Source organism: Pseudomonas protegens (genome assembly GCF_013407925.2).
Classification (GTDB): domain Bacteria; phylum Pseudomonadota; class Gammaproteobacteria; order Pseudomonadales; family Pseudomonadaceae; genus Aquipseudomonas; species Aquipseudomonas fluorescens_AP.
Map to the genome: position 1 here is coordinate 506744 of NZ_CP060201.1, position 21103 is coordinate 527846.

Annotated in this window: 18 protein-coding genes and 1 pseudogene; 14 read left to right on the top strand and 5 right to left on the bottom strand. The window is 66.3% G+C overall.

Features of this window, described 5'->3' with window-relative positions:
- Positions 1–80: 80 nt before the first annotated feature.
- Positions 81–1406 carry a C4-dicarboxylate transporter DctA gene (dctA, locus tag GGI48_RS02285; protein WP_016966120.1) on the bottom strand — a complete coding sequence of 442 codons (1326 nt, stop codon included), beginning with the start codon at positions 1404–1406 and terminating at the stop codon, positions 81–83.
- Between the two features lie 42 nt (positions 1407–1448).
- Positions 1449–2531: a 4-oxalomesaconate tautomerase gene (locus GGI48_RS02290; protein ID WP_179596727.1), complete on the bottom strand. Its 1083-nt coding sequence runs from the start codon at positions 2529–2531 to the stop codon at positions 1449–1451.
- A gap of 170 nt (positions 2532–2701) precedes the next feature.
- Here GGI48_RS02290 and GGI48_RS02295 point away from each other — a divergent pair, with 170 nt between their 5' ends.
- The 3 genes from GGI48_RS02295 to GGI48_RS02305 all read left to right on the top strand — a co-directional run bounded on the left by GGI48_RS02295 (position 2702) and on the right by GGI48_RS02305 (position 7029).
- Positions 2702–3592 carry a LysR family transcriptional regulator gene (locus GGI48_RS02295; RefSeq protein WP_016966118.1) on the top strand — a complete coding sequence of 297 codons (891 nt, stop codon included), beginning with the start codon at positions 2702–2704 and terminating at the stop codon, positions 3590–3592.
- A gap of 190 nt (positions 3593–3782) precedes the next feature.
- Positions 3783–5606, top strand: coding sequence for a monovalent cation:proton antiporter-2 (CPA2) family protein (locus tag GGI48_RS02300; protein ID WP_179596729.1), 1824 nt, complete (start codon positions 3783–3785; stop codon positions 5604–5606).
- Between the two features lie 316 nt (positions 5607–5922).
- Entirely contained in the window at positions 5923–7029 is a 1107-nt protein-coding gene (locus GGI48_RS02305) for a DNA alkylation repair protein (RefSeq protein ID WP_179596731.1), read from the top strand.
- A gap of 111 nt (positions 7030–7140) precedes the next feature.
- Here GGI48_RS02305 and GGI48_RS02310 read toward each other — a convergent pair whose 3' ends face one another.
- Positions 7141–7686: a cytochrome b gene (locus GGI48_RS02310; protein WP_179596733.1), complete on the bottom strand. Its 546-nt coding sequence runs from the start codon at positions 7684–7686 to the stop codon at positions 7141–7143.
- Positions 7687–7895: 209 nt separating this feature from the next.
- On the opposite strand from GGI48_RS02310, the gene GGI48_RS02315 reads away from it, so the two are divergent.
- The 7 genes and pseudogenes from GGI48_RS02315 to GGI48_RS02345 all read left to right on the top strand — a co-directional run bounded on the left by GGI48_RS02315 (position 7896) and on the right by GGI48_RS02345 (position 13974).
- Positions 7896–8573 (top strand): thermostable hemolysin, encoded by a 678-nt coding sequence (locus tag GGI48_RS02315; RefSeq protein WP_179596735.1) that lies wholly within the window; start codon positions 7896–7898, stop codon positions 8571–8573.
- Positions 8563–10044, top strand: coding sequence for an AMP-binding protein (locus GGI48_RS02320; RefSeq protein ID WP_179596737.1), 1482 nt, complete (start codon positions 8563–8565; stop codon positions 10042–10044). Before GGI48_RS02315 ends, GGI48_RS02320 begins: the two co-directional genes overlap by 11 nt.
- Positions 10041–10715 carry a TenA family transcriptional regulator gene (locus GGI48_RS02325; protein WP_103742052.1) on the top strand — a complete coding sequence of 225 codons (675 nt, stop codon included), beginning with the start codon at positions 10041–10043 and terminating at the stop codon, positions 10713–10715. Before GGI48_RS02320 ends, GGI48_RS02325 begins: the two co-directional genes overlap by 4 nt.
- Positions 10702–11511, top strand: a complete 810-nt coding sequence (locus GGI48_RS02330; RefSeq protein ID WP_103742051.1) for an SDR family oxidoreductase — start codon at positions 10702–10704, stop codon at positions 11509–11511. The genes GGI48_RS02325 and GGI48_RS02330 overlap by 14 nt, the downstream gene beginning before the upstream one ends.
- 51 nt (positions 11512–11562) lie before the next feature.
- Positions 11563–11880, top strand: a pseudogene (locus GGI48_RS02335) (tetratricopeptide repeat protein); the annotation flags it as partial.
- A gap of 22 nt (positions 11881–11902) precedes the next feature.
- Complete coding sequence (locus tag GGI48_RS02340) at positions 11903–12565, top strand: response regulator (RefSeq protein WP_179596739.1); 663 nt, start codon at positions 11903–11905, stop codon at positions 12563–12565.
- A complete protein-coding gene (locus GGI48_RS02345) occupies positions 12562–13974 on the top strand; it encodes an ATP-binding protein (protein WP_103742049.1) in 1413 nt (470 codons plus the stop codon). The genes GGI48_RS02340 and GGI48_RS02345 overlap by 4 nt, the downstream gene beginning before the upstream one ends.
- A 28-nt stretch (positions 13975–14002) precedes the next feature.
- Here the strand turns inward: GGI48_RS02345 and GGI48_RS02350 are convergent, their stop codons facing one another.
- Complete coding sequence (locus GGI48_RS02350) at positions 14003–14377, bottom strand: hypothetical protein (protein WP_179596741.1); 375 nt, start codon at positions 14375–14377, stop codon at positions 14003–14005.
- A 367-nt stretch (positions 14378–14744) separates the two neighbouring features.
- Between GGI48_RS02350 and GGI48_RS02355 the strand changes: the two genes are divergently transcribed.
- Positions 14745–15680, top strand: coding sequence for a phytanoyl-CoA dioxygenase family protein (locus GGI48_RS02355; protein WP_179596743.1), 936 nt, complete (start codon positions 14745–14747; stop codon positions 15678–15680).
- Between the two features lie 6 nt (positions 15681–15686).
- Here the strand turns inward: GGI48_RS02355 and GGI48_RS02360 are convergent, their stop codons facing one another.
- The gene (locus tag GGI48_RS02360) at positions 15687–16580 is read right to left on the bottom strand and encodes a LysR family transcriptional regulator (protein ID WP_179596745.1); all 894 of its coding nucleotides are present in this window, start codon (positions 16578–16580) and stop codon (positions 15687–15689) included.
- A gap of 133 nt (positions 16581–16713) precedes the next feature.
- Here GGI48_RS02360 and GGI48_RS02365 point away from each other — a divergent pair, with 133 nt between their 5' ends.
- The 3 genes from GGI48_RS02365 (at position 16714) to GGI48_RS02375 (ending at position 21079) form a co-directional block, all read left to right on the top strand.
- Positions 16714–18360 (top strand): GMC family oxidoreductase, encoded by a 1647-nt coding sequence (locus GGI48_RS02365; protein WP_179596747.1) that lies wholly within the window; start codon positions 16714–16716, stop codon positions 18358–18360.
- 216 nt (positions 18361–18576) lie between these two features.
- The gene (locus GGI48_RS02370; RefSeq protein ID WP_179596748.1) at positions 18577–20199 is read left to right on the top strand and encodes an MFS transporter; all 1623 of its coding nucleotides are present in this window, start codon (positions 18577–18579) and stop codon (positions 20197–20199) included.
- Positions 20200–20329: 130 nt separating this feature from the next.
- Positions 20330–21079 (top strand): hypothetical protein, encoded by a 750-nt coding sequence (locus GGI48_RS02375; protein WP_179596750.1) that lies wholly within the window; start codon positions 20330–20332, stop codon positions 21077–21079.
- Positions 21080–21103 lie beyond the last annotated feature (24 nt).

Here is a 21103-nt window from a genome sequence, read left to right on the forward strand (position 1 = left end):
GGCACCGGACGCTCCGTTCAAGGGCGTCCGGCACAGGTGTTGAGTCGGTACTTGGGGTAAAGCGCGGGTGCCTGGCGGCGCTAGCCGAGCTTGCTTGCCAGAGCGGCCGCGGGGCTGTCATCGGCGGCAGCGGCCTGGGCCGGAATCGGCTGACCATCAAGCGTGCGCAACAGCACCTGGCGGTCGCAGGCCTGCTCCGAAAGGGCGATCACCACGGTTGCCACGGCGTTGCTGGCCAGGCTGGTCAAGGCCCGGGCCTCGGACATGAAGCGATCGATGCCGATCAGCAACGCCAGGCCCGCCAGGGGAATGTCATGGATCACCGTCAGGGTCGAGGCCAGGGCCACGAAGCCACTGCCGGTTACCCCGGCGGCGCCCTTGGACGACAGCAGCATGATCGCCAGCATGGTGACCACCTGCCCGGCACTCAGGTCGATGTTGCACGCCTGGGCAATGAAGATCGCCGCCAGGGACAGGTAGATCGCCGTGCCGTCGAGGTTGAACGAATAACCGGTGGGCAGCACCAGCCCCACCACGCTTTTCCTGCAACCCAGGGCCTGGAGTTTTTCCAGCATGCGCGGCATCACCGGCTCCGTGGACGAGGTGCCGAGCACCACCAGGAACTCTTCACGCAGGTAGCGCAGCAGCTTCCACAGGCTGAAGCCGTTGGCCCGGCAAATGCCCCCCAGGACCACGCAGACAAAGAAAGCGCAGGCCACATACAGGGTCATGATCAGCTTGGCCAGGGCGCCCAGGGAGGTGATGCCGTACTGACCCACGGTAAAGGCCAGGGCGCCGAAGGCGCCAACGGGGGCAAAACGCATCAGGTAGGAGAAGATCTTGAACACCATCTGCGAGGCCGACTCCAGCACCACCAGCACTGGTTTGCCGCGCTCGCCCAGGGACGACAGGGCAAACCCGCACAGCACTGCGATAAACAGCACCGGCAGCACCTCGCCCTTGTTGAAGGCGCCGACAAAGGTCTCGGGAATGATGTGCATGAAGAACTCCACCACCCCCAGCTTGGCCGCCGACTCGGTGTACTGGGACAGGCCCTGGGTGTTCAGCCGGGTGGGGTCGATGTTCATCCCCGCGCCGGGCTGGAACAGGTAGACCGCCGCCAGGCCGATGAACAGGCTGATCAGCGTCAGGCCGAGGAACAGCAGCATGGTCTTGCTCAGCAGGCGTCCCAGGGAACGCTTGTCGCTCATGCCGGCGATGCCGGTGACGATGGTGCAGAACACCACCGGGGCGATCATCATCTTGATCAGCTTGATGAAGGCGTCGCCCAGCGGCTTCAAGGCAATGGCTTGCTGGGCCCAGAAGTGCCCCACCAATACCCCGAGGCACACCGCGCAGAGGATCTGGAAGTAGAGCGATTTAACAACTTTCATGGCATCACCCATTTTTAGAATTGTTCTGATGCAAGCGGATCGACAGCGCGTCGACTACCCGGCAAGGCGTTGTGAAGCAGGCGCGTAGACATACCCGGAAAACAACCGGCGAGCGGTGCGGACCACCGAGGCGCGGATGGTCTCGGGGCGGGTTCCGCTGTAGGACAATACGACATCTATCGCCCCGCTGGGGTGTTCGATACGGACCTGCTGCAGACGCGGTTCGCTGATCCCGCCGAGCATCTCGGCCACCACGCTGCCGTCGGTGACACAGGCGGTGGCCAGGCCGATGGAGCCGGTAATGGCCAGGGCCCGATGGCAGTTGTGGGGCATGAAATAGCGCACCGCCAGGGTGCCCCCGGACTGGGCCCGGGACACCAGGACCGGCTTGGGGATCACCTTGTCGCTGACATCCCCCAGGCCCATGGCCAGCCCGGCCTTGAGCCGCAGGCTCTCCAGGCGCTGGAGAAAGTCGCTATCGGCGTCCAGTTCGGCCGGGCTTTCATCGCCGCGCTTGCCCAGGCAGGCCGCCTGCACCAGCACCATGGGCATGGCCATGTCGATGCAGGTCACGGCAATGCCGTCGATCAGGTCCCGTGGCTGGCCGGTGGGGAACAACTGGCCGGTCTTGCTCCCGGCGGCATCGAGAAAGGTCAGGGCCACCGGCGCCGCGCTGCCCGGCACGCCATCAATGGTGGTGTCGCCTTCGTAGCTGACCTTGCCATCGGGGGTCTGGACCTGGGCATTGACCAGGGTATCGGTGTTGAGGTTGCGAATCCGCACCTGGGTCTGTGCCCCCGTGGCCTTGACCAGCCCCTGCTCGATGGCGAAGGGCCCGACGGCGCAGAGCATGTTGCCGCAGTTGGGCGCGGTATCGACCCGCCGCTGGGACACCATGACCTGGACGAACAGGTAGTCGACATCCGCCTCCGGGTGCAGCGACGGACTGACGATCGCCACCTTGCTGGTCTGCGGGCTGCCGCCGCCGATGCCGTCGATTTCCAGCTCATGGCCGGAGCCCATCAGGTTGAGCAACAGCTCATCACGCTCGGCCACCGCCACCGGCAGATCCCAGGCCAGAAAAAACGGCCCTTTGGAGGTGCCGCCGCGCATCAACACACAAGGAATTCGTTGCATGAACACTGACTCTTGTTGATCAATCGAGGTAATTGATGTTCTGCACACAAGAGTGTCAGGGATTAAAAAGTGTTTCCAATGCAAAGATCAGAGCAATTATTGCGTTTAGTGCATGAATTAAATATCGTGTCCGGCAGCACCCCAGCCGACTCCCGCCTTGAGAAGCCCCCATGGAATATGAGCTCCAGGACATCAGATCTTTCGTGAAAATCGCCGAACTGGGGAGTTTCCACGAAGCCGCCGACGCCTTGCACCTGTCGCAACCGGCCCTGAGCCGACGCATGAAAAAGCTCGAAGAGGGCCTGGGCACCGCCCTCCTCGACCGCACCACGCGCAAGGTCAGCCTGACCAGCGTCGGCCGCGACTTTCTGCCCAAGGCCCGGCGCCTGCTGGACGACTTCGACGACTCGATCCTCAACATCCGTGAGCTGGCGGAACGCCAGATCGGTCAGGTGACCCTGGCCTGCATCCCCACGGCGGCCTTCTACTTCCTGCCGTCGGTGATCCGCCTGTACAACCAGCGCTATCCGAAAATCCGCATCCGTCTGCTCGACCTTAGCGCCAATGAAGGCCTTGAAGCGGTGCTGCGCGGCGAAGCGGACTTCGGCATCAACATGATGAGCGGCCAGCACCCGGACATCGAGTTCGTGCCACTGGTCAACGAGCCCTTTGTCCTGGCCTGCCGGCGCGACCACGAACTGGCCGAGCGCAGCTCGGTGACCTGGTCGGAACTGAGCGACTACCGCTTGATCGGCGTCGGCCGCCTGAGCGGCAACCGCATGCTGCTGGACCATGCCCTGTCCGGCTTGAGCTGGCGGCCCCAGTGGTTCTACGAGGTGCAGCACCTGTCCACGTCGCTGGGCATGGTGGAGGCGGGCCTTGGGGTGTCGGCGATGCCGAGCCTGGCCATGCCCGCCGCCGATCACCCGACCCTGGTCAGCGTTCCGCTGACCGAGCCGGTGGTCAACCGCACCCTGGGGCTGGTCTATCGCCGCGGTGCCTCGCTGTCGCCGGCGGCGGAAAAATTCGTCGCGATCCTGCTGGAGCAGTGGCCGCACTGACCGGCGCGCCCCTCCAGCGTCTCCTCCCGCCAGCCTGCCCCCCACTGCGACGTGCCTTGCAGGGCGCACCGCCAGTCTCAGAACATCCACGCCGTTTTTATCCGGGCGCAAACTGGCAACGGCCATCGGCTGTTTGTCACCGGTGAGCCTTTATCATCACCGGCGCCCCGTTCTCCCTGGAGTCCCCCCGATGCCCCATGAAGGCAACCTGCTACAAGCCGCCGTCGCGTTCCTCTGCGCCGCGGTGCTCATCGTGCCCCTGGCCAAGCGCCTGCAACTGGGGGCCGTGCTCGGCTACCTGCTGGCCGGGGTGCTGATCGGCCCCTCGGTGCTGGGGCTGGTGGGCAACCCGCAAAGCGTCAGTCACATCTCCGAGCTGGGGGTGGTGCTGCTGTTGTTCATCATCGGCCTGGAGCTGTCGCCCAAGCGCCTATGGGTAATGCGCAAGGCGGTGTTCGGCGTGGGCCTGGCCCAAGTGCTGTTGACCGGCACCGTGATCGGCGTGGTGGCGCTGTTTCTGTTTGGCCAATCGCTGAACAGCGCCATCGTCCTGGGCCTGGGGCTGGCCCTGTCGTCCACGGCCCTGGGCCTGCAGAGCCTGGCCGAGCGCAAGGAGCTGAACAGCCCCCACGGGCGCATGGCCTTCGCCATCCTGCTGTTCCAGGACATCGCCGCCATTCCGCTGATCGCCATGGTCCCGGTGCTGGCCGGCAACGATCACCACACCAGCAGCGCCGAGGACCTGCGCCACGGCCTGCAGGTGCTGGGCAGCATCGCCGTGGTGGTGGTCGGCGGGCGCTACCTGCTGCGCCCGGTGTTTCGCATCGTGGCTCGCACCCGCTTGCCGGAAGTGTCCACCGCCACCGCCCTGCTGGTGGTGATCGGCACCGCGTGGCTGATGGACCTGGTGGGCGTGTCCATGGCCCTGGGCGCCTTCCTCGCCGGTCTGCTGCTGGCGGACTCGGAATACCGCCACGAGCTGGAAGCGCAGATCGAACCCTTCAAGGGCCTGCTGCTGGGCTTGTTCTTTATCAGCGTCGGCATGGGCGCCAACATCAGCCTGCTGCTCAGCGCGCCCATCGCGGTGCTGGGCCTGACCCTGTTGCTGATCGGCCTGAAATTGCCGCTGCTGTACGTGGTCGGGCGCCTGGCCGGCGAGCTCAATCGCGAGAGCGCGCTGCGCCTGGGCGTGGTGCTGGCGGCCGGTGGTGAATTCGCCTTCGTGGTGTTCAAGATCGGCCGCGACCAGGGCCTGTTCGAGGCCCGTCTGCATGACCTGCTGGTGCTCACCATCACCCTGTCCATGGCCCTGACGCCGCTGCTGTTGCTGGCCTGTTCGCGCTGGCTCAAGCCCAAGGCCAAGCCCCTGGAGATGCCCGCCGAGTACCGCCAGATCGACGCCGACAGCCCACGGGTGGTGATTGCCGGCATGGGCCGTATGGGGCAGATCGTGGCGCGGATCCTGCGGGCGCAGAAAATCCCCTTCGTCGCCCTGGACACCTCGGTGGACACCATCGAACTGATCCGCAGTTTTGGCGGCATGCCGGTGTTCTACGGCGACCCCATGCGTCCGGAGATCCTCAGCGCGGCCAAGGTCGGCACGGCGGAGTACTTCGTGATCGCCACCGACGACCCGGAAACCAACATCAAGACCGCCGAGCAGGTGCGCAAGCTCTACCCGCACCTGAAGATCATCGCCCGGGCGCGCAACCGCCAGCACGTGCACCGGCTGGTGGACCTGGAGGCCCAGGCCGTGCGGGAAACCTACTACTCGAGCCTGGAAATGAGCCGCCGCACCCTGGTGGGGCTGGGCTTGAGCCAGGCCCAGGCCGATTCGCGGATCCAGCGCTTCACCCAGCACGACGAACAGTTGCTGGCGGCCCAGCACGCGGTCTACGACGACGCCGCCAAGGTCTTGCAAAGCGCCCAGGAAGCCCGCGCCGAACTGGCCCGGCTGTTCGAAGCCGACGAGCAGGACGAACAGATCGAGAGCCCGCTGCCGCCGATGCGCTGAGACCGCCAGCCCTGCGCCACCTCGCCTTCGCCGGCTTGCCGGCGAAGGCGGCCTTGAGGGCGCCGGGGAATGATCTGAGGGCCGTGGTGTTCCCTTCGCTGGCAAGCCAGCTCCCACAGGCACGACACACCGTAGGAGCCGGCTTGCCGGCGAAGGCGGTCTCAAGGACGCCGAGGAATGATCTGAGGGCCGTGGTGTGCCCTTCGCTGGCAAGCCAGCTCCTACAGGTGCGGCACGCTTGGGCGACTACCGTCAGGTTCTGTCAGCAGAGGGCGTGTAGAGTGGACGCCGCCCCGGCTTTGAATGGATACGCGCCATGAGTTCTACCCAAGAGCAGGCCCCCGCCCTCAAGGAAATCTTCAACCAGCAACGCCTGGAGCACATCGCCGACGCCATGCACGCGGTGTACCCGGCCTTCGATCGTCAACGCTTCCTGCAACTGGCCGGCCACAACCTCGCCGAGCTGTCGCTGATGCAGCGCCTGGCCCGGGTCAGCGAGAGCCTGCACCAGGTGCTGGACCTGGACTACGCCAGCAGCCTGGAGCGGCTGCAAGCCCTGGCGCCGAGCCTGAACAATCGCTTCGTGTGCATCTTCCTGCCGCACTACGTGGCCAGCCATGGCCTGCATGACTTCGAACTGTCGATGGCGGCATTGAAGTATTTCACCGGCTTCGGCTCCTCGGAGTTCGCCGTGCGGCATTTCCTGCGCCAGGATGGCCCACGCACCCTGGCCCGGATGCAGGAATGGGCCGACGATCCGGATGAACACGTGCGCCGCCTGGCCAGCGAAGGCACTCGCCCGCGGCTGCCCTGGTCGTTTCGCCTGGAACAGCTGCAGGCCGACCCGCAACTGGCGGCACCGATTCTCGAATGCCTGAAGCGCGACCCCAGCCTGTACGTGCGCAAGTCGGTGGCCAACCACCTCAACGACATCAGCAAGGACCATCCGCAGTGGGTCATGCAGCGCCTGGAAGGCTGGCCCCTGGATCATCCCCACAGCGCCTGGATCGCCCGCCATGCCCTGCGCAGCCTGATCAAGCAGGGCGAGCGCCGGGCCCTGGCGATCATCGGCGCCGGGGCCCGGGCCAAGGTCGAGATCAGGCGCTTTCAGGTCACTCCCGGGCAACTGCGCCTGGGCGAGCGCCTCGATCTGTCCCTGAGCCTGGCCTCCACCAGCCCCCGCGACCAGCGCCTGGTGGTGGATTACGCCATCGACTACGTCAAGGCCTCCGGCGCCACGGCGCGCAAGGTGTTCAAGCTCAAGACCTTCACCCTGCAAGGCTGGGCCCGGGTGGACCTGGGCCGCAGCCAGCCGATCCGCGAGCTGACCACCCGCCGCCACTACCCGGGGCGCCATGGCGTGCAGTTGCTAATCAATGGCGAGCCGGTGGCCAGTGGGCATTTCGAGCTGTTGATTGCCTGAGAAAGCGCCGCCCGCCTCACTCGCGCGCAGCAGCCGGCTGGCCGACGACCAGGCCCTTGCGCCGTGCAGCATCCTGGCGGATCCAGTCGTCGGCACGCGGGCCGCTGCCGACTAGCGACCCGGCAGCATGCGCTTGAGGGTGTTGTCGCCGACCCAGTAGTGGTGGAACAGCCCGGCCGCGGCGTGCAGGCCAATCAGCCAGTAGCCGGCGTTGCCCAGTTGCTCGTGCCAGTGCTTGAAGAAACGCGCCTGGTCCGGGTCCACCGTCACCGGCGCGGCCGGCAGGAAGAACTCGAAGTACGGCACCGGCTTGCCCGCCGCCGAGAGCATCAGCCAGGCCAGCAGCGGCGTGGCGATCATCAGTCCATACAGAACCAGGTGCATCAGGTGCGACAGCCCGGTCTGCCAGGCGGCCGGCGCCGGAGAGATCGGCGGACGCGGCTTGAGGCGCGCCAGCAGGCGAATCCACACCAAGGCGAAGATGCTTATGCCGAACAGGCTGTGCAGCCCGAGAAACAGGCCCCGGGCCGTACTGCCCTTGGGCATCAGGCCCTTGAGCTCGATACAGGCGTAGACGCCGACGAACAGCGCCAGCATCAGCCAGTGCATCAGGATCGACAGTCGCGCATAGCGCGATGGGACGGATTGAGCAGTCATACACAGTCCTCACGGTGGTTCGGCACGCCTGAATCGTTCAGGTCGTCGCAGGGCCCGGGCAACGTCTTTCGCTGCCCGGGTGCGCCACCTTGCCGGGCCAGCCTTAAGGCAACCTGAAGAGCGCTGAAATGTCTTTTTGCCATCTTCAGACTGGCTTAAGAAAGGCTGCCGATACTCCTCCCCAACACGCCCCGGGAGGCTCTATATCCATGCCTGGCCTTGATTGGAACATCCACCTGCCGCTGCATTTCGGACGCGAGTCCGCCCCACCCCTGACCCTGGCCCGCAGCCTGCCCGGGGACGCACAACGAGCGGTGTTCGAAACCTACGTCAGCCAGCGTTTTCGTAAGGTTCACGGCGCCGATATCCGTCAATTCATGCCCGAGCTGTTCGGTTTCAGCGATCCTGGGGGCGCGCTGTGCGCCGTGGCCGGGGTACGCCTGGCCAAGGCGGGCCCGCTGTTTCTGGAGCGCTACCTGGACCAGCCCATCGAGGCCCTGATCGACCTGGCCGCCGGGCGCCCGGTGGAACGCCAGGGCGTGGTGGAAGTGGGCAACCTGGCAGCCAGCGACAGCGGCAGCGCGCGGCTGTCGATCATCGCCATCACCTGGCTGCTGGCCATGGGGGGCCTGGAATGGGTGGCGTTCACCGGCAGCGTCGGCCTGGTCAACAGCTTCCATCGCCTGGGCCTGCGCCCCCTGACCCTGTGCGCGGCCGACCCCGAGCGCCTGGGTGAAGAGCGTCATCACTGGGGCAGTTACTACCAGAGCCAGCCAGCCGTGCATGTGGGCAGCATCCGTGCGGGGTTCATCCACTTGCGCAACATGGGGATGTTCAACCGCCTGGGCCTGCCGCTGTCGTTCGAGGAGAGCAGTCATGTCGCTTGAAGTGCAGCGCTTCAAGGAAGCGCTTCGCCAACACGCCGAACAAAAGACCATCCATATCGCGCTCTGGGGCGACCGCCTGCGCCTGGACTACGCCACCCTCTACGCCGAGGTGATCTACCGCCAGCAACGCCTGCGCGATGAACAGGTGCAGGTGGTGGCGCTGGCCCTGGACAACGGCCCGGAACTGCTGCTGTGGGACCTGGCCGCGCTGTTCGAGGGCCTGGCTTGCCTGACCCTGCCCCCCTTCTTCACCGACGCCCAGCGCCTGCATTGCCTGGAACAGAGCCGCGCCGAACTGCTGGTGGCCGACGACGGCCAGGAGGCGGCGCTGCAAGCCGCCGGTTACCGGCGCCAGGGCGAGTTCTGGCGCCGGTCCTTCGACGGGCCGTCGAGCCTGCCCGCAGGCACCGCCAAACTGACCTTCACCTCCGGCACCACCGGCACCCCCAAGGGCGTGTGCCTGGGCGCCGACAGTCTGCTGCGGGTGGCCCGCGAACTGCAGCAGGCCAGTCATTCCAGCAACCCGCGCCATCACCTGGCGCTGCTGCCGCTGGGGATCCTTCTGGAAAACCTGGGCTGCTACGCCGCGCTCTATGCCGGCGCCACCCTCAGCCTGCCCAGCCAGAAGACCCTGGGCATCCAGGGCGCCAGCGGCGTCGATGCGCCGACCCTGCTCGGCTGTCTGGCCCAGCGCCAGGCCGAGAGCCTGATCCTGGTGCCACAGTTGCTGCTGTTGCTGGTGGGCGCCGCCGAGCAGCGCCTGTTCAATCCCGCCAGCCTGCGCTTTGCCGCGGTCGGCGGGGCCAAGGTGTCCCTGGAACTGCTACAGCGGGCCCAGCGCCTGGGCTTGCCGGTCTACGAAGGCTACGGGCTGTCGGAGTGCGCCTCGGTGGTGTGCCTCAACCGTCCCGGGGCACATCGCCCGGGCAGCGTCGGCCAGCCCTTGCCCCATGTGCGGGTGCATCTGGCGGCCGATGGCGAGGTGCTGATCGAGGGTTCGTTGCTGCTGGGCTACCTGGGGCAAACCGACACGCACGAAGGCTGGTGGCACAGCGGCGATATCGGTGAATTCGACAGCGACGGCTACCTGTACCTCAAGGGCCGCAAGAAGCATCAGTTCGTCACCAGCTACGGGCGCAACGTCAACCCCGAATGGGTCGAGGCCGAACTGACCCAGCGCAGCCACATTGCCCAGGCCTTCGTCTACGGCGAGGCCCTGCCGCGCAACCACGCCCTGCTCTGGCCGCATCGCACGGACTGCAGCGACAGCCAGCTGGCGGCCGCCGTGGCCCAGGCCAACGAGGCCTTGCCCGATTACGCCCAGGTTCACCAGTGGACCCGCCTGCCACAGCCCTTCACCCCGGCCAACGGCCTGCTGACCGCCAACGGTCGGCCGCGTCGCGAAGCCATCGTCGAACACTACCGCGACCTGCTCTGCCCCCACCTTCATTCCGAGGAATCATCGTCATGAGTTTTTTCGACCAACTGCAAGCCGCCACCGCCCAGGAGCGGGAGCACCTGTTCAACCTGCCGATCATTCGCGAAGCCGTGGCCGGCCAGGTCAGCCTTGAGGGCTACCGAGCCTTCCTGACCCAGGCCTACTACCACGTGCGCCATACCGTGCCGCTGATGATGGCCTGTGGCGCACGCCTGCCGGAGCGCCTGGAATGGCTGCGCAGCGCGGTGTGCGAGTACATCGAGGACGAGTACGGCCATGAACAGTGGGTGCTCAACGACATCGTCGCCTGCGGCGGCGAGCGCCGGGCGGTGCGCGACGGCCAGCCCTGCCTGGCCATCGAGTTGATGGTGAGCTTTCTCTACGACCTGATCGCCCGCGGCAACCCGGTGGGCCTGTTCGGCATGGTCAACGTGCTGGAAGGCACCAGCATCGCCCTGGCCACCATGGCCGCCGGGAGCATTCAGGAGAGTCTGCAACTGCCGCAGAGCGCGTTCAGCTACCTGGCCTCCCACGGCGCCCTGGACATCGAGCACATGCAGACCTACCGGCGCCTGATGGATCGTCTCGACGACCCTGCCGATCAGGCCGCGGTGATCCATGCCTCCAAGGTGGTCTACCACCTCTACAGCGAGATGTTCCGCGGTCTGCCACGTGTCGGGGAGCGCGCCCATGCGTCTGCCTGAAACCCGCGCGGTGCTCACCGGGGCCAGTGGCGGCATCGGTCTGGCCATCGCCGCCGCCCTGTGCGCCAGTGGTGCCCAGGTGCTGGCCGTGGCCCGGCACAAGGAGCCCCTGGCGCCGCTGCTGGCGCGCTACCCCAAGCAGCTGTGCTGGGTGTCGGCGGACCTGACCTTCCTCAGCGACCGGCGCAAGGTGCTGCTGGCCGCCGAGGCCATCGGTGGCGTCAACCTGTTGATCAACGCCGCCGGAATCAACCACTTCGCCATGCTCGAACAGCTCGATGATGCCGAGATCAACGCCATGCTGGCGGTCAACATCGGCGCGCCGATGTGCCTGACCCGCCTGCTGCTGCCGATGCTGCAACAGGCGCCCAGCGCCATGGTGGTCAACGTCGGCTCCACCTACGGCTCCATCGGCTACCCCGGCTACGCCGCCTACTGCGCCAGCAAGTTCGCCCTGCGCGGTTTTTCCGAGGCCTTGCGCCGGGAGCTGGCCGATACCCGGGTCAACGTGCTCTATGTGGCGCCGCGCGCCACCCGCACCAGCATGAACAGCCCCGCGGCCCAGGCCTTGAACGATGCCTTGAAAAGCAACGTCGACGATCCGCAGACCGTGGCCAACGCGGTGCTGCACGCCATCGCCGGCGACCACCGCGAGCTGTACCTGGGCTGGCCGGAACGGTTTTTCGTGCGCCTCAACAGCCTGCTGCCGAATCTGGTGGACCGCGGCCTGCGCAAACACCTGCCGCTGATCCGGCGGCTGAGCATTCGATCCGAACGGGAGCATGAGGAACCATGAAAACCCTGATCACTGCACTGTTACCGGGCTGCCTGAACCTGCCGCCCGGCCCCCGAGGCCCTGCAAGGTTGCGCCTACACCAGCCTCGCCGCCCTGTATGATCGCGTTCCCGGCTGGCCCATAGGTTTCGGCGACGCCGACAAGGCCGCAGAACTGCTCAAGCAAGCCTTGCAGCACAACCCTGACGGCCTGGATAGTCTGTACTTCTGGGGTGACCACCTGTATCGCCAGGGCCGCTACGGCGAAGCCCAGGTCGCCTTGCTCAAGGCCTTGCAGGCGCCACCGCGCCCCGGGCGGGAAGTGGCCGACCAGGGCCGGCGCGCAGAGATCCAGGCCTTGTTGGCCGAGGTGGGCAAGAAAATCAGATGACCGGAACAGGACAGGAGTCGATGTGCGCTTACTACTGATCGAGGACGACCAGCCCCTGGGCGAAGGTATCCACCAAGCCTTGAGCCGCGAAGGCTACACCGTGGACTGGCTCAAGGACGGCAACAGCGCGCTGCATGCGCTGCTCAGCGAAACCTTCGACCTGGCCCTGCTCGATCTCGGTCTGCCGCGCCTGGATGGCCTGCAAGTGCTCAAGCGCCTGCGCGACAGCGGCGCGACCCTGCCGGTGCTGATTCTCACCGCCCGGGACGCCACCGAGGACCGCATCGCCGGCCTCGACGCCGGCGCCGACGACTACCTGATCAAGCCCTTCGACCTGGACGAACTCAAGGCCCGACTGCGGGCCCTGCTGCGACGCAGCGCCGGCCGCGCCCGGGTGCTGATCGAGCATGCCGGCATCAGCCTCGACCCGGGCACCCAGCAGGTGCATTACCACGGCGAGCCGGTGGCCCTGACGCCCAAGGAATACCAGCTGCTCTACGAACTGCTCTCGCCGCCGGGCCGGGTGATGACCCGCGACCGCCTGCTGCAACTGCTCTACGGCTGGAATGAAGAGGCCGAGAGCAACACCCTGGAAGTGCACATCCACCATTTGCGCAAGAAGTTTTCCGCCGACCTGATCCGCACCATTCGCGGGGTGGGTTACCTGGTGGAGGAGCGTCGATGAATTCGATCCGCCGGCGCACCCTGACCCTGATCATCGGTCTGCTGTTCGCCGGCCTGCTGATTCTGACCAGCTTCAACCTGCACGACAGCAACCACGAGATCGACGAAGTCTACGACGCCCAACTGGCGCAACATGCCCGCCTGCTGCTGGGCATCATGCGCATGCCCAGCAGCAGCATCGACCAGGCCCAGCTGTATCACGCCTTCAACCTGGCGCTGAGCCAGGCCATGCCCCAGGTCGACGGGCACCCTTACGAGAGCAAGATCGCCTTCCAGGTATGGAACCGCAAAGGCAGCCTGCTGGTGCGCACCACCAGCGCCCCCACCTATGCCCTGCAGCCCCTGGCCCCGGGTTTTGGCACCGCTCTGGACCCCAACAACCATCAGTGGCGCACCTTCACCCTCGAAGACCAGGACTCGGGCCTGCGGATCTGGGTCGGCGAGCGGGTCGATGTGCGCAGCGACCTGGTCAGCCGCATCATGCGCCACACCCTGTGGCCCAACGTCCTGGGCAGCCTGTTGCTGGCGGTCATCATCTGGCTGGCCATCGGCTGGGGCCTGCGGCCGCTGGCCAATATGGCCGCCACCCTGCGGGCGCGACCCAGCGGTTCCCTGGAGCCCTTGCACCTGGAGCCCCTGCCCAGGGAGCTGGAGCCCATGCAGGCGGCCCTCAACCGCATGTTGACGCAGATCCAGGAATTGCTCGGTCGCGAGCGACGCTTCATTGCCGATGCCGCCCACGAACTGCGCACGCCCCTGGCGGTGTTGCGGGTGCACGCGCAGAACCTGCTGCAAGCCGGCACCGAGCAGGAGCGCCGGGCGTCCCTGGAGTCGCTGATCCTCGGCGTCGACCGCGCCGGACGCCTGGTCAACCAACTGCTGACCATGGCCCGCCTGGAGCCCAAGGCACAGGTGCCCATCGAGCAGACCATCGACCTGGCCCATACCGTGCGCGACAGCCTGGTGCAGCTGACCCCATGGCTGTTGAACAAGGGCCTGGAACTGTCGTTCGACGTCGACGAACGCGCCTACCCGATCCGCGCGGAGGCGGCCTCCATCGACATCGCCCTGAACAACCTGATCAGCAACGCGGTGAACTTTTCACCGGCCAATGGCGTGATCAACGTGCGCCTGACCCAGGCCGGCGAACACTTCGAACTCAGCGTCGAGGACCAGGGCCCGGGCATCGACGAAAGCCAGCGCGAGCGCTTGTTCGAGCGTTTCTACAGTCGCGGCAACGCCCACGGCGCCGGCCTTGGGCTGACCATCGTCAGCGTCATCGCCGGGCACCTGGGCGGCGCGATCAGCCTCGACAACCTGCCCCAGGGCGGGCTGCGCGCCACCCTGTCGCTCCCCTGCGATCAACCGCTGCGGCTGGGCAGTGCCTGGACGGCGCGCCGCGAGCCATAGCCCATGGGCAGGCGCCGGGACCGAACGCTCAATCCGGCGTGGCCTTCGCGGACAGCGCGATCAAGTGCTCGCCACAGCCGAAGCCGCCCACCGCATTGTCGTACCAGGACACCTCCACCACCGCGATGCAGTCGTCATAGGACTGCCCCACCAGCGTGCCGTCGGCCTTGAACACCCGCAGGTAGCCGCCAACGCTGTAGCGCGAACTGTCGCCATCGCCGGGCATGGTCATGCTGGGAATCCAGGTGCGCCAGCTGAACAAGCGGTACTTCTGGTAGTAGAAGGCCTGGTCGGGGCTGTAGTCGCGGCCCTGATACGGCGTGCCGTGGTAGAACGAGCCGTAGGCCTGGTACGCCAGGAACAGCGCCAGGGCGGCGCCCAGAATGAGTTTGATTTTTTGCATCGGGAGGGTCGTTCCTTTTACCCGTGGGGTCTTCAAGAGGGGGCCGGTCCGGCAGGCACAGGCAGGCCTGGACAATCGCCTTGAACAGGGCCGGGCATGGTCCTCACCGGCGGCGCTCAAAGCGCCGGCATTCTAGAGCAATAGCGGCGCAAAAGAGAGCTGAGAATCCTGCGCTGCCAGGGCTGTCTGGCCCATGGGATCGACACCGGGCCGGCTCGTTGACAAGCGCCGTGGCAGCGCCGACCATCCGCCGCCGTCAGCACTGGCGGATGTCGCAAAGGCGTTGTTCGAGGTCGAATCCAGCCTGCCGCCCCGATGCGTGCTGTCCATACTCAAGGGCCTTGTCCCCTGGTAATGGAATGCCCTTGTGAACCTGCCACCGGTCCTGCCCGACACCGCCCCTGCCCTGGTCAACCCGCTACGCCTGAACCAGGACGATCTGCGGCATTTCCAGGAGCGTGGCTTCATCAAGCTGCGCAGCCTGTTGACGCCCGCGGCCGTCCTGCAACTGCGCGAACTGGCCGACAGCCAACTGCGCGCGGCACCCTCGGGCGCCTCGGCCCATGGCGACGGCTTCAGTCGCCTGACGCACCGGGTGACCCAGGTCGGCATCCTCGAACGCCTCTACCGGCAAGCGGCCTTCGCCCAGGTGCTGACCCGCCTCACCGGCTGCCGCCTGATCATGAGCGAGGCCCAGAGTTTCGAGCTGGAGGTGGGACGTTCGGGCTTTGCCTGGCACTACGACTCGCTGAACTTTCGCTACATCCGCCCCCAGGACCCGGCCTTCAGCCTGTGGCTGCCGTTGCAGCCGATCCGCCCCGAGCTGCAGGGTGGCGGCATGGCCTGGGTGCCGCTGTCGCGCTTCTCGGCCCAGGCCAACTTCCAGTTCTCGCGGCTGCTGGCCGAAAAGCTGGCGCGGGGCGAGACGATCGAGGACTTTTCCGCACACCTGCGCCAGACCTACTGCACACCGGGCCTGCTCACCGACAGTTTTGAGCAGCAGCGCATCGAAGAGGCCTTCGAACCCGGCGACGCCCTGCTGTTCAGCAAGTACCTGTGGCACCGCTCCAGCCCCTTGCTGGCCGGCGACCTGCAACGCCGCCAGGCGGTGACCTTGCGCCTGCTGGACTGGCGGGCGCGCCTTGACCCACTGCTGCAGGACGGCGAAACCCGCAGTGCCGGCGGGCTCGGCATGGGCCTGGACGGCGGCCCGCTGAACCCGGTGTCCTACGGCTCGCGTTTCGTCGATATCCAGCCCGGGGCGGCGATCCGCAGCTCGGCCCATTGCGGGCCGATCCTCTGAGCCAGGCTAAGGCTCGGGCCCCAGCAACACCCCCTGCTGCGCCGCGCACAAGGCCATCAGATAGTCCCAGACCACCCGCAGCCGCACCGACTTGTGCAGCTCGCGGCGGGTGCTGATCCAGTAGGCGCGCTGGATGCTTTCCGCAGGTAGCAATGGCACCAGTTGCGGATCGGCGGCGGCCATGTAGCACGGCAGCACGGCGATCCCCAGGCCGGAACGGGCCGCCTCCTGCTGGGCGATGACGCTGGTGCTGTGGAACACCACTTGCGGGTTGCGGCAGAACTGGTTGAGGAACATCAGTTCCTGGCTGAACAAGAGGTCGTCAACGTAGCCGATCCAGGCGTGACGCCCCAGGTCCTCGCGGGTACGCAACGGCGGCGCGCGGTCCAGGTAGGCCTGGCTGGCGTACAGCGCCAGGCGGTAGTCGGTGAGCTTGCGGGTCACCAGCATGTCGGCGCTGGGGCGCTCCAGGTGAATGCTGATTTCCGCCTCGCGGTTGAGGATGCTGACAAAGCGCGGCACCGCCACCAGCTCCACCTCCAGCCCCGGATAGCGCTCGAACAGGCCGGACATGCGCCCGGCGAGGAACTTGACCCCCAGGCCCTCGGTGACGCCGACGCGGATCTTGCCCAGGGGCGCGCTGGACTGGGTGATTTCTTCCTGCACCAGCAAGGCGACGTTTTCCATGGCCTCGGCGTGCTTGAGCAGCGCCTCGCCGGCCGGGGTCAGTTGGTAGCCCTGGGCGTGCTGGACGAACAGTGCGGTGCCCAGGGCCTGCTCCACCGCTTCGATATGCCGGGCCACCGTGGCGTGGGTGGTGTTCAGCCGCCGCGCCGCGGTGAGCAGGCGCCCGCTGCGTTGCAGTTCGAGAAAGTAGCGCAGGTCGTTCCAGTCGAACATGGAAAATCCTTATCGATGTCGAGGCCCGCAATTGTTAGAAAACGCACAGCGGGTGGGCAAAAACTAACATTCTTTTGACGAAAGCTAACAACTAGGATGGAGCCACAAGAATCAGAACAACAAGAGGTCATGGATGCTTCCCGCCTTTGACGCCTACGACTACATCGTGGTCGGCGCCGGTCCCGCCGGCTGTCTGCTGGCCAATCGCTTGTCGGCCAATCCCCAGCACCGGGTGCTGCTGCTGGAAGCCGGCGGTCGCGACAACTACCCCTGGATCCACATCCCCGTGGGCTACCTGTTCTGCATCGGCAACCCGCGCACCGACTGGTGCTTCAAGACCGAAGCCGAGCCCGGCCTGCAGGGCCGCAGCCTGAGCTACCCGCGGGGCAAGGTGCTGGGCGGCTGCTCGTCGATCAACGGCATGATCTACATGCGCGGCCAGGCCGCCGACTACGACGGCTGGGCCGCCGAAGGCAACCCGGGCTGGAGCTGGCAGGATGTGCTGCCGCTGTTCAAGAAAAGCGAGAACCACTTTGCCGGCGACAGCCAGCTGCACGGCGCCGCCGGTGAGTGGCGGGTCGAGCGCCAGCGCCTGTCGTGGCCGATCCTCGATGCCTTCCGCACGGCTGCGCAGCAGAGCGGCATCGGCAACATCGATGACTTCAACGGCGGCGACAACGAAGGCTGCGGCTACTTCCAGGTCAACCAGAAGGCCGGGGTGCGCTGGAACGCGGCCAAGGCCTTTCTCAAGCCGATCGCCCAGCGCGCCAATCTGCAGGTGCTGACCGATATCGAAGTGCAGCGACTGCTCCTCGAAGACGGCCGCGCCAGCGCGGTACGGGCCGTCAGCCAGGGTCGCCCGGTGGATTTCAAGGCGCGCCGGGAGATCATCCTGTGCGCCGGCTCCATTGGCTCGCCGAGCATTCTGCAGCGCTCGGGAATTGGCCCCAGCGAGCTTCTGCAACGCTTGGGGATCGGGGTCAGCCACGCGCTGCCCGGGGTCGGCGGCAACCTGCAGGACCACCTGCAACTGCGCCTGATCTACCAGCTGGAAAACGCCCGCACCCTGAACCAGATCGCCGGCAGCCTGTGGGGCAAGATGGGCATGGGCCTGCGCTACCTGTATGACCGCAGCGGCCCGCTGTCCATGGCCCCCAGCCAGTTGGGCGCCTTTGCCCGCTCGGGCCCGGAGCAGACCCGGGCCAACCTGGAGTACCACGTGCAGCCATTGTCGCTTGAGCGCTTCGGTGAGCCGCTGCACAGCTTCCCGGCCTTTACCGCCTCAGTCTGCGACCTGCGTCCGCAAAGCCGGGGCCGGGTCGAGATCCGCTCAGTGGACGCCGGCGCCGCGCCGTTGATCCAGCCCAATTACCTGAGCCACCCGGAGGACCTGCGGGTCGCCGCCGACGCCATCCGCCTGACCCGGCGCATCGTCGGCGCCCCGGCCCTGCAGCCATTCAAGCCCAGCGAATACCTGCCCGGGCCGCAGCTGCAGAGTGAGGAACAACTGCATGAAGCGGCGGCGCGCATCGGCACCACCATCTTCCATCCGGTGGGCACCTGCCGCATGGGCAGCGACGCCCACGCCGTGGTCGACGCGCAACTGCAGGTGCACGGCATTCCCGGACTGCGGATTGCCGATGCCTCGATCATGCCGCGCATCACCTCCGGCAACACCTGCTCGCCGACCCTGATGATCGCCGAGAAGGCTGCCGAACTGATCCTCGCCAGCGTCCCCAGGAGTACCGTCCAGCACAAGCAACCCGCCACCCCGGCATGACCTTAGGAACAGATGCACCCGATGTTGGAGCCGGCTTGCCGGCGAAGGCGCCGCCAAGGCCGGCACCTGGCTCAAGGGCCGCTTCGCTGGCAAGCCAGCTCCTACGGTCGGCAGGGAAACGAAGGCTTAACGCGCGCGCGATAAGCCTGCAGCAACGGCGCCGGTCACGGCGTCGGCAGTGGAACAACAACAATAATCACTGTAAGGAAGCCCCCCATGTCAGAACACGTACAGCCCCTGAACCCGACCCTGCAGGACGCCACCGCCAAGGGCGGGCAGAAGGTCATCTTCGCCTCGTCCCTCGGCACGGTGTTCGAGTGGTATGACTTCTTTCTCTATGGCGCCCTGGCGGCGGTGATCAGCAAGCAGTTCTTCGCCGGGGTCAACGACACCACGGCGTTCATCTTCGCCTTGATGGCCTTCGCCGCCGGCTTCGTGGTGCGCCCCTTCGGCGCCCTGGTGTTCGGCCGCCTGGGGGACATGATCGGGCGCAAGTACACCTTCCTCGCCACCATCATCCTCATGGGCCTGGCCACCTTCGCCGTGGGCCTGCTGCCCAACTACGCCAGCATCGGCATCGCCGCACCGATCATCCTGGTGGCCTTACGCATGCTCCAGGGCCTGGCCCTGGGCGGTGAATACGGCGGCGCCGCGACCTACGTCGCCGAGCACGCGCCCCAGGGCAAGCGCGGCTTGCACACCAGCTGGATCCAGTCCACCGCGACCCTGGGCCTGTTGCTGTCGTTGCTGGTGGTACTGGCTTGCCGCTACTTCACCGGCGATCAGTTCGAGGTCTGGGGCTGGCGCCTGCCGTTCCTGCTGTCCATCGTGTTGCTGGGGATCTCCACCTGGATCCGCATGAGCCTGCACGAGTCGCCGGCCTTCCTGAAAATGAAAGAGGAAGGCCGCGCCAGCAAGGCGCCGATCCGCGAGTCCTTCGGCAAATGGGAGAACCTCAAGGTGGTGCTGATCGCCCTGTTCAGCATCAATGCCGGGCAGGCGGTAACCTTCTACGCCGCGCAGTTCTACGTTCTGTTCTTCCTCACCCAGTTCCTCAAGATGGACCCGGCCCTGGCCAACAGCCTGCTGATCATCAGCGTGGTGATCGGCGCGCCGATGTTCATCTTCTTTGGCTGGCTCTCGGACAAGGTCGGCCGCAAGCCGGTGCTGATGCTCGGCCTGTTGCTGGCCACGCTGCTGTACTTCCCGATCTTCAAGGCCCTGGCCCACTACGCCAACCCGGCCATCGACCAGGCCAGCCGCCAGGCGCCGATCAGCGTCAGCGCCGACCCGGCCACCTGCACCTTCCAGTTCGACCCCGTGGGCAAGGCGCGCTTCGACAGCCCGTGCGACAAGGTCAAGACCTTCCTGGTCAAGCAGGGCCTGCCCTACAACAGCATCGCCGCCCCGGCCGGCAGCCCGGTGCAGGTCAGCGTCGGCGAGGTGAAGATCGACGGCTTCGACGAAGCCGCCCTGCGCGGCGCGGTGACCCTGGCCGGCTATCCGCAGCAGGCCGACACCCAGAACGTCAACAAACCCATGGTGGTGCTGCTGATCGTGGCGCTGATCCTGATTGCCGCCATGTGCTACGGCCCGCTGGCGGCGCTGATGGTGGAGCTGTTTCCGACGCGCATCCGCTACACCTCGATGTCTCTGCCGTACCACATCGGCAACGGCTGGTTCGGCGGCTTCCTGCCGACCGTGTCCTTTGCCCTGGTGGTGTACACCGGCGATATCTTCTATGGCCTGTGGTACCCGGTGCTGATTACCGGGGTCAGCCTGGTGGTGGGCTTGCTGTGTTTGCGTGAGACTCGCGACATCGACATCAACCACAGGTGACGAGGCCTCTTGCTTGTAGGAGCCGACTTGCGGACGCCTTCGCCGGCAAGCCGGCTCCTACAAGGGGGCGGCTTGAATAAAACGCTGCTTTGCGCCACTGTCTCGGCACTTTTTCCGGCGGAGACCGAACATGCTGTTGATCCTTCCCGCAGTGCTGGCCCTGGTCTTGATCCTGGTGCTCTGGCGCCGCCAGAAAGCCCTCACGGCATTGCGTCGGGAAGCCTATATCCGCAGCTTCAGCCTGCCACCGCGGCTGTTCGAACCATTGCGCACCCAGCATCCGCATCTGAGCCTCAAGGACTGCCAACTGGTGGCCCAGGGCTTGCGCCAGTTCTTCCTCGCCTACCTCAAGAGCGGCCAGCGCTATGTGTCAATGCCGTCCCAGGTGGTGGACGACCTGTGGCATGAATTCATCCTGCATACCCGGGATTACCAGGCCTTCTGCGACAAGGCCTTCGGCCAGTTCCTCCATCACACACCCGCCGCGGTGCTGGGCCAGAACGCCGAGCAGAAAAGCAACAACGGCCTGCGTCGGGTCTGGCGCCAGGACTGCCTGGAAGAAAACATCAACCCCGCCCAGCCCAGTCGCCTGCCGCTGCTGTTCGCCCTGGATGCCAAGCTGAAGATCGCCCGGGGCTTTCACTACGTCGCCGATTGCCAGTCCCTGCGGCGCCTGACGGACAACGCCAGCACGACAACCGTGGTGCACTGCGGCAGCGAGCTGTACAGCAGTTCCTTCGACAGCGACTCCTCCAGCAGTGGCAGCGACAGTGACGGCTCGCGTTTCGGCGGCGACGGTGACAGTGGCGGCAGCGATGGCGGCGGGGGCGACAGCAGCGGTTGCGGGGGCGGCGGTTGTGGCGGCGGAGGCGGCGACTGATCACCCGTGGGCCAGCGCCACCGA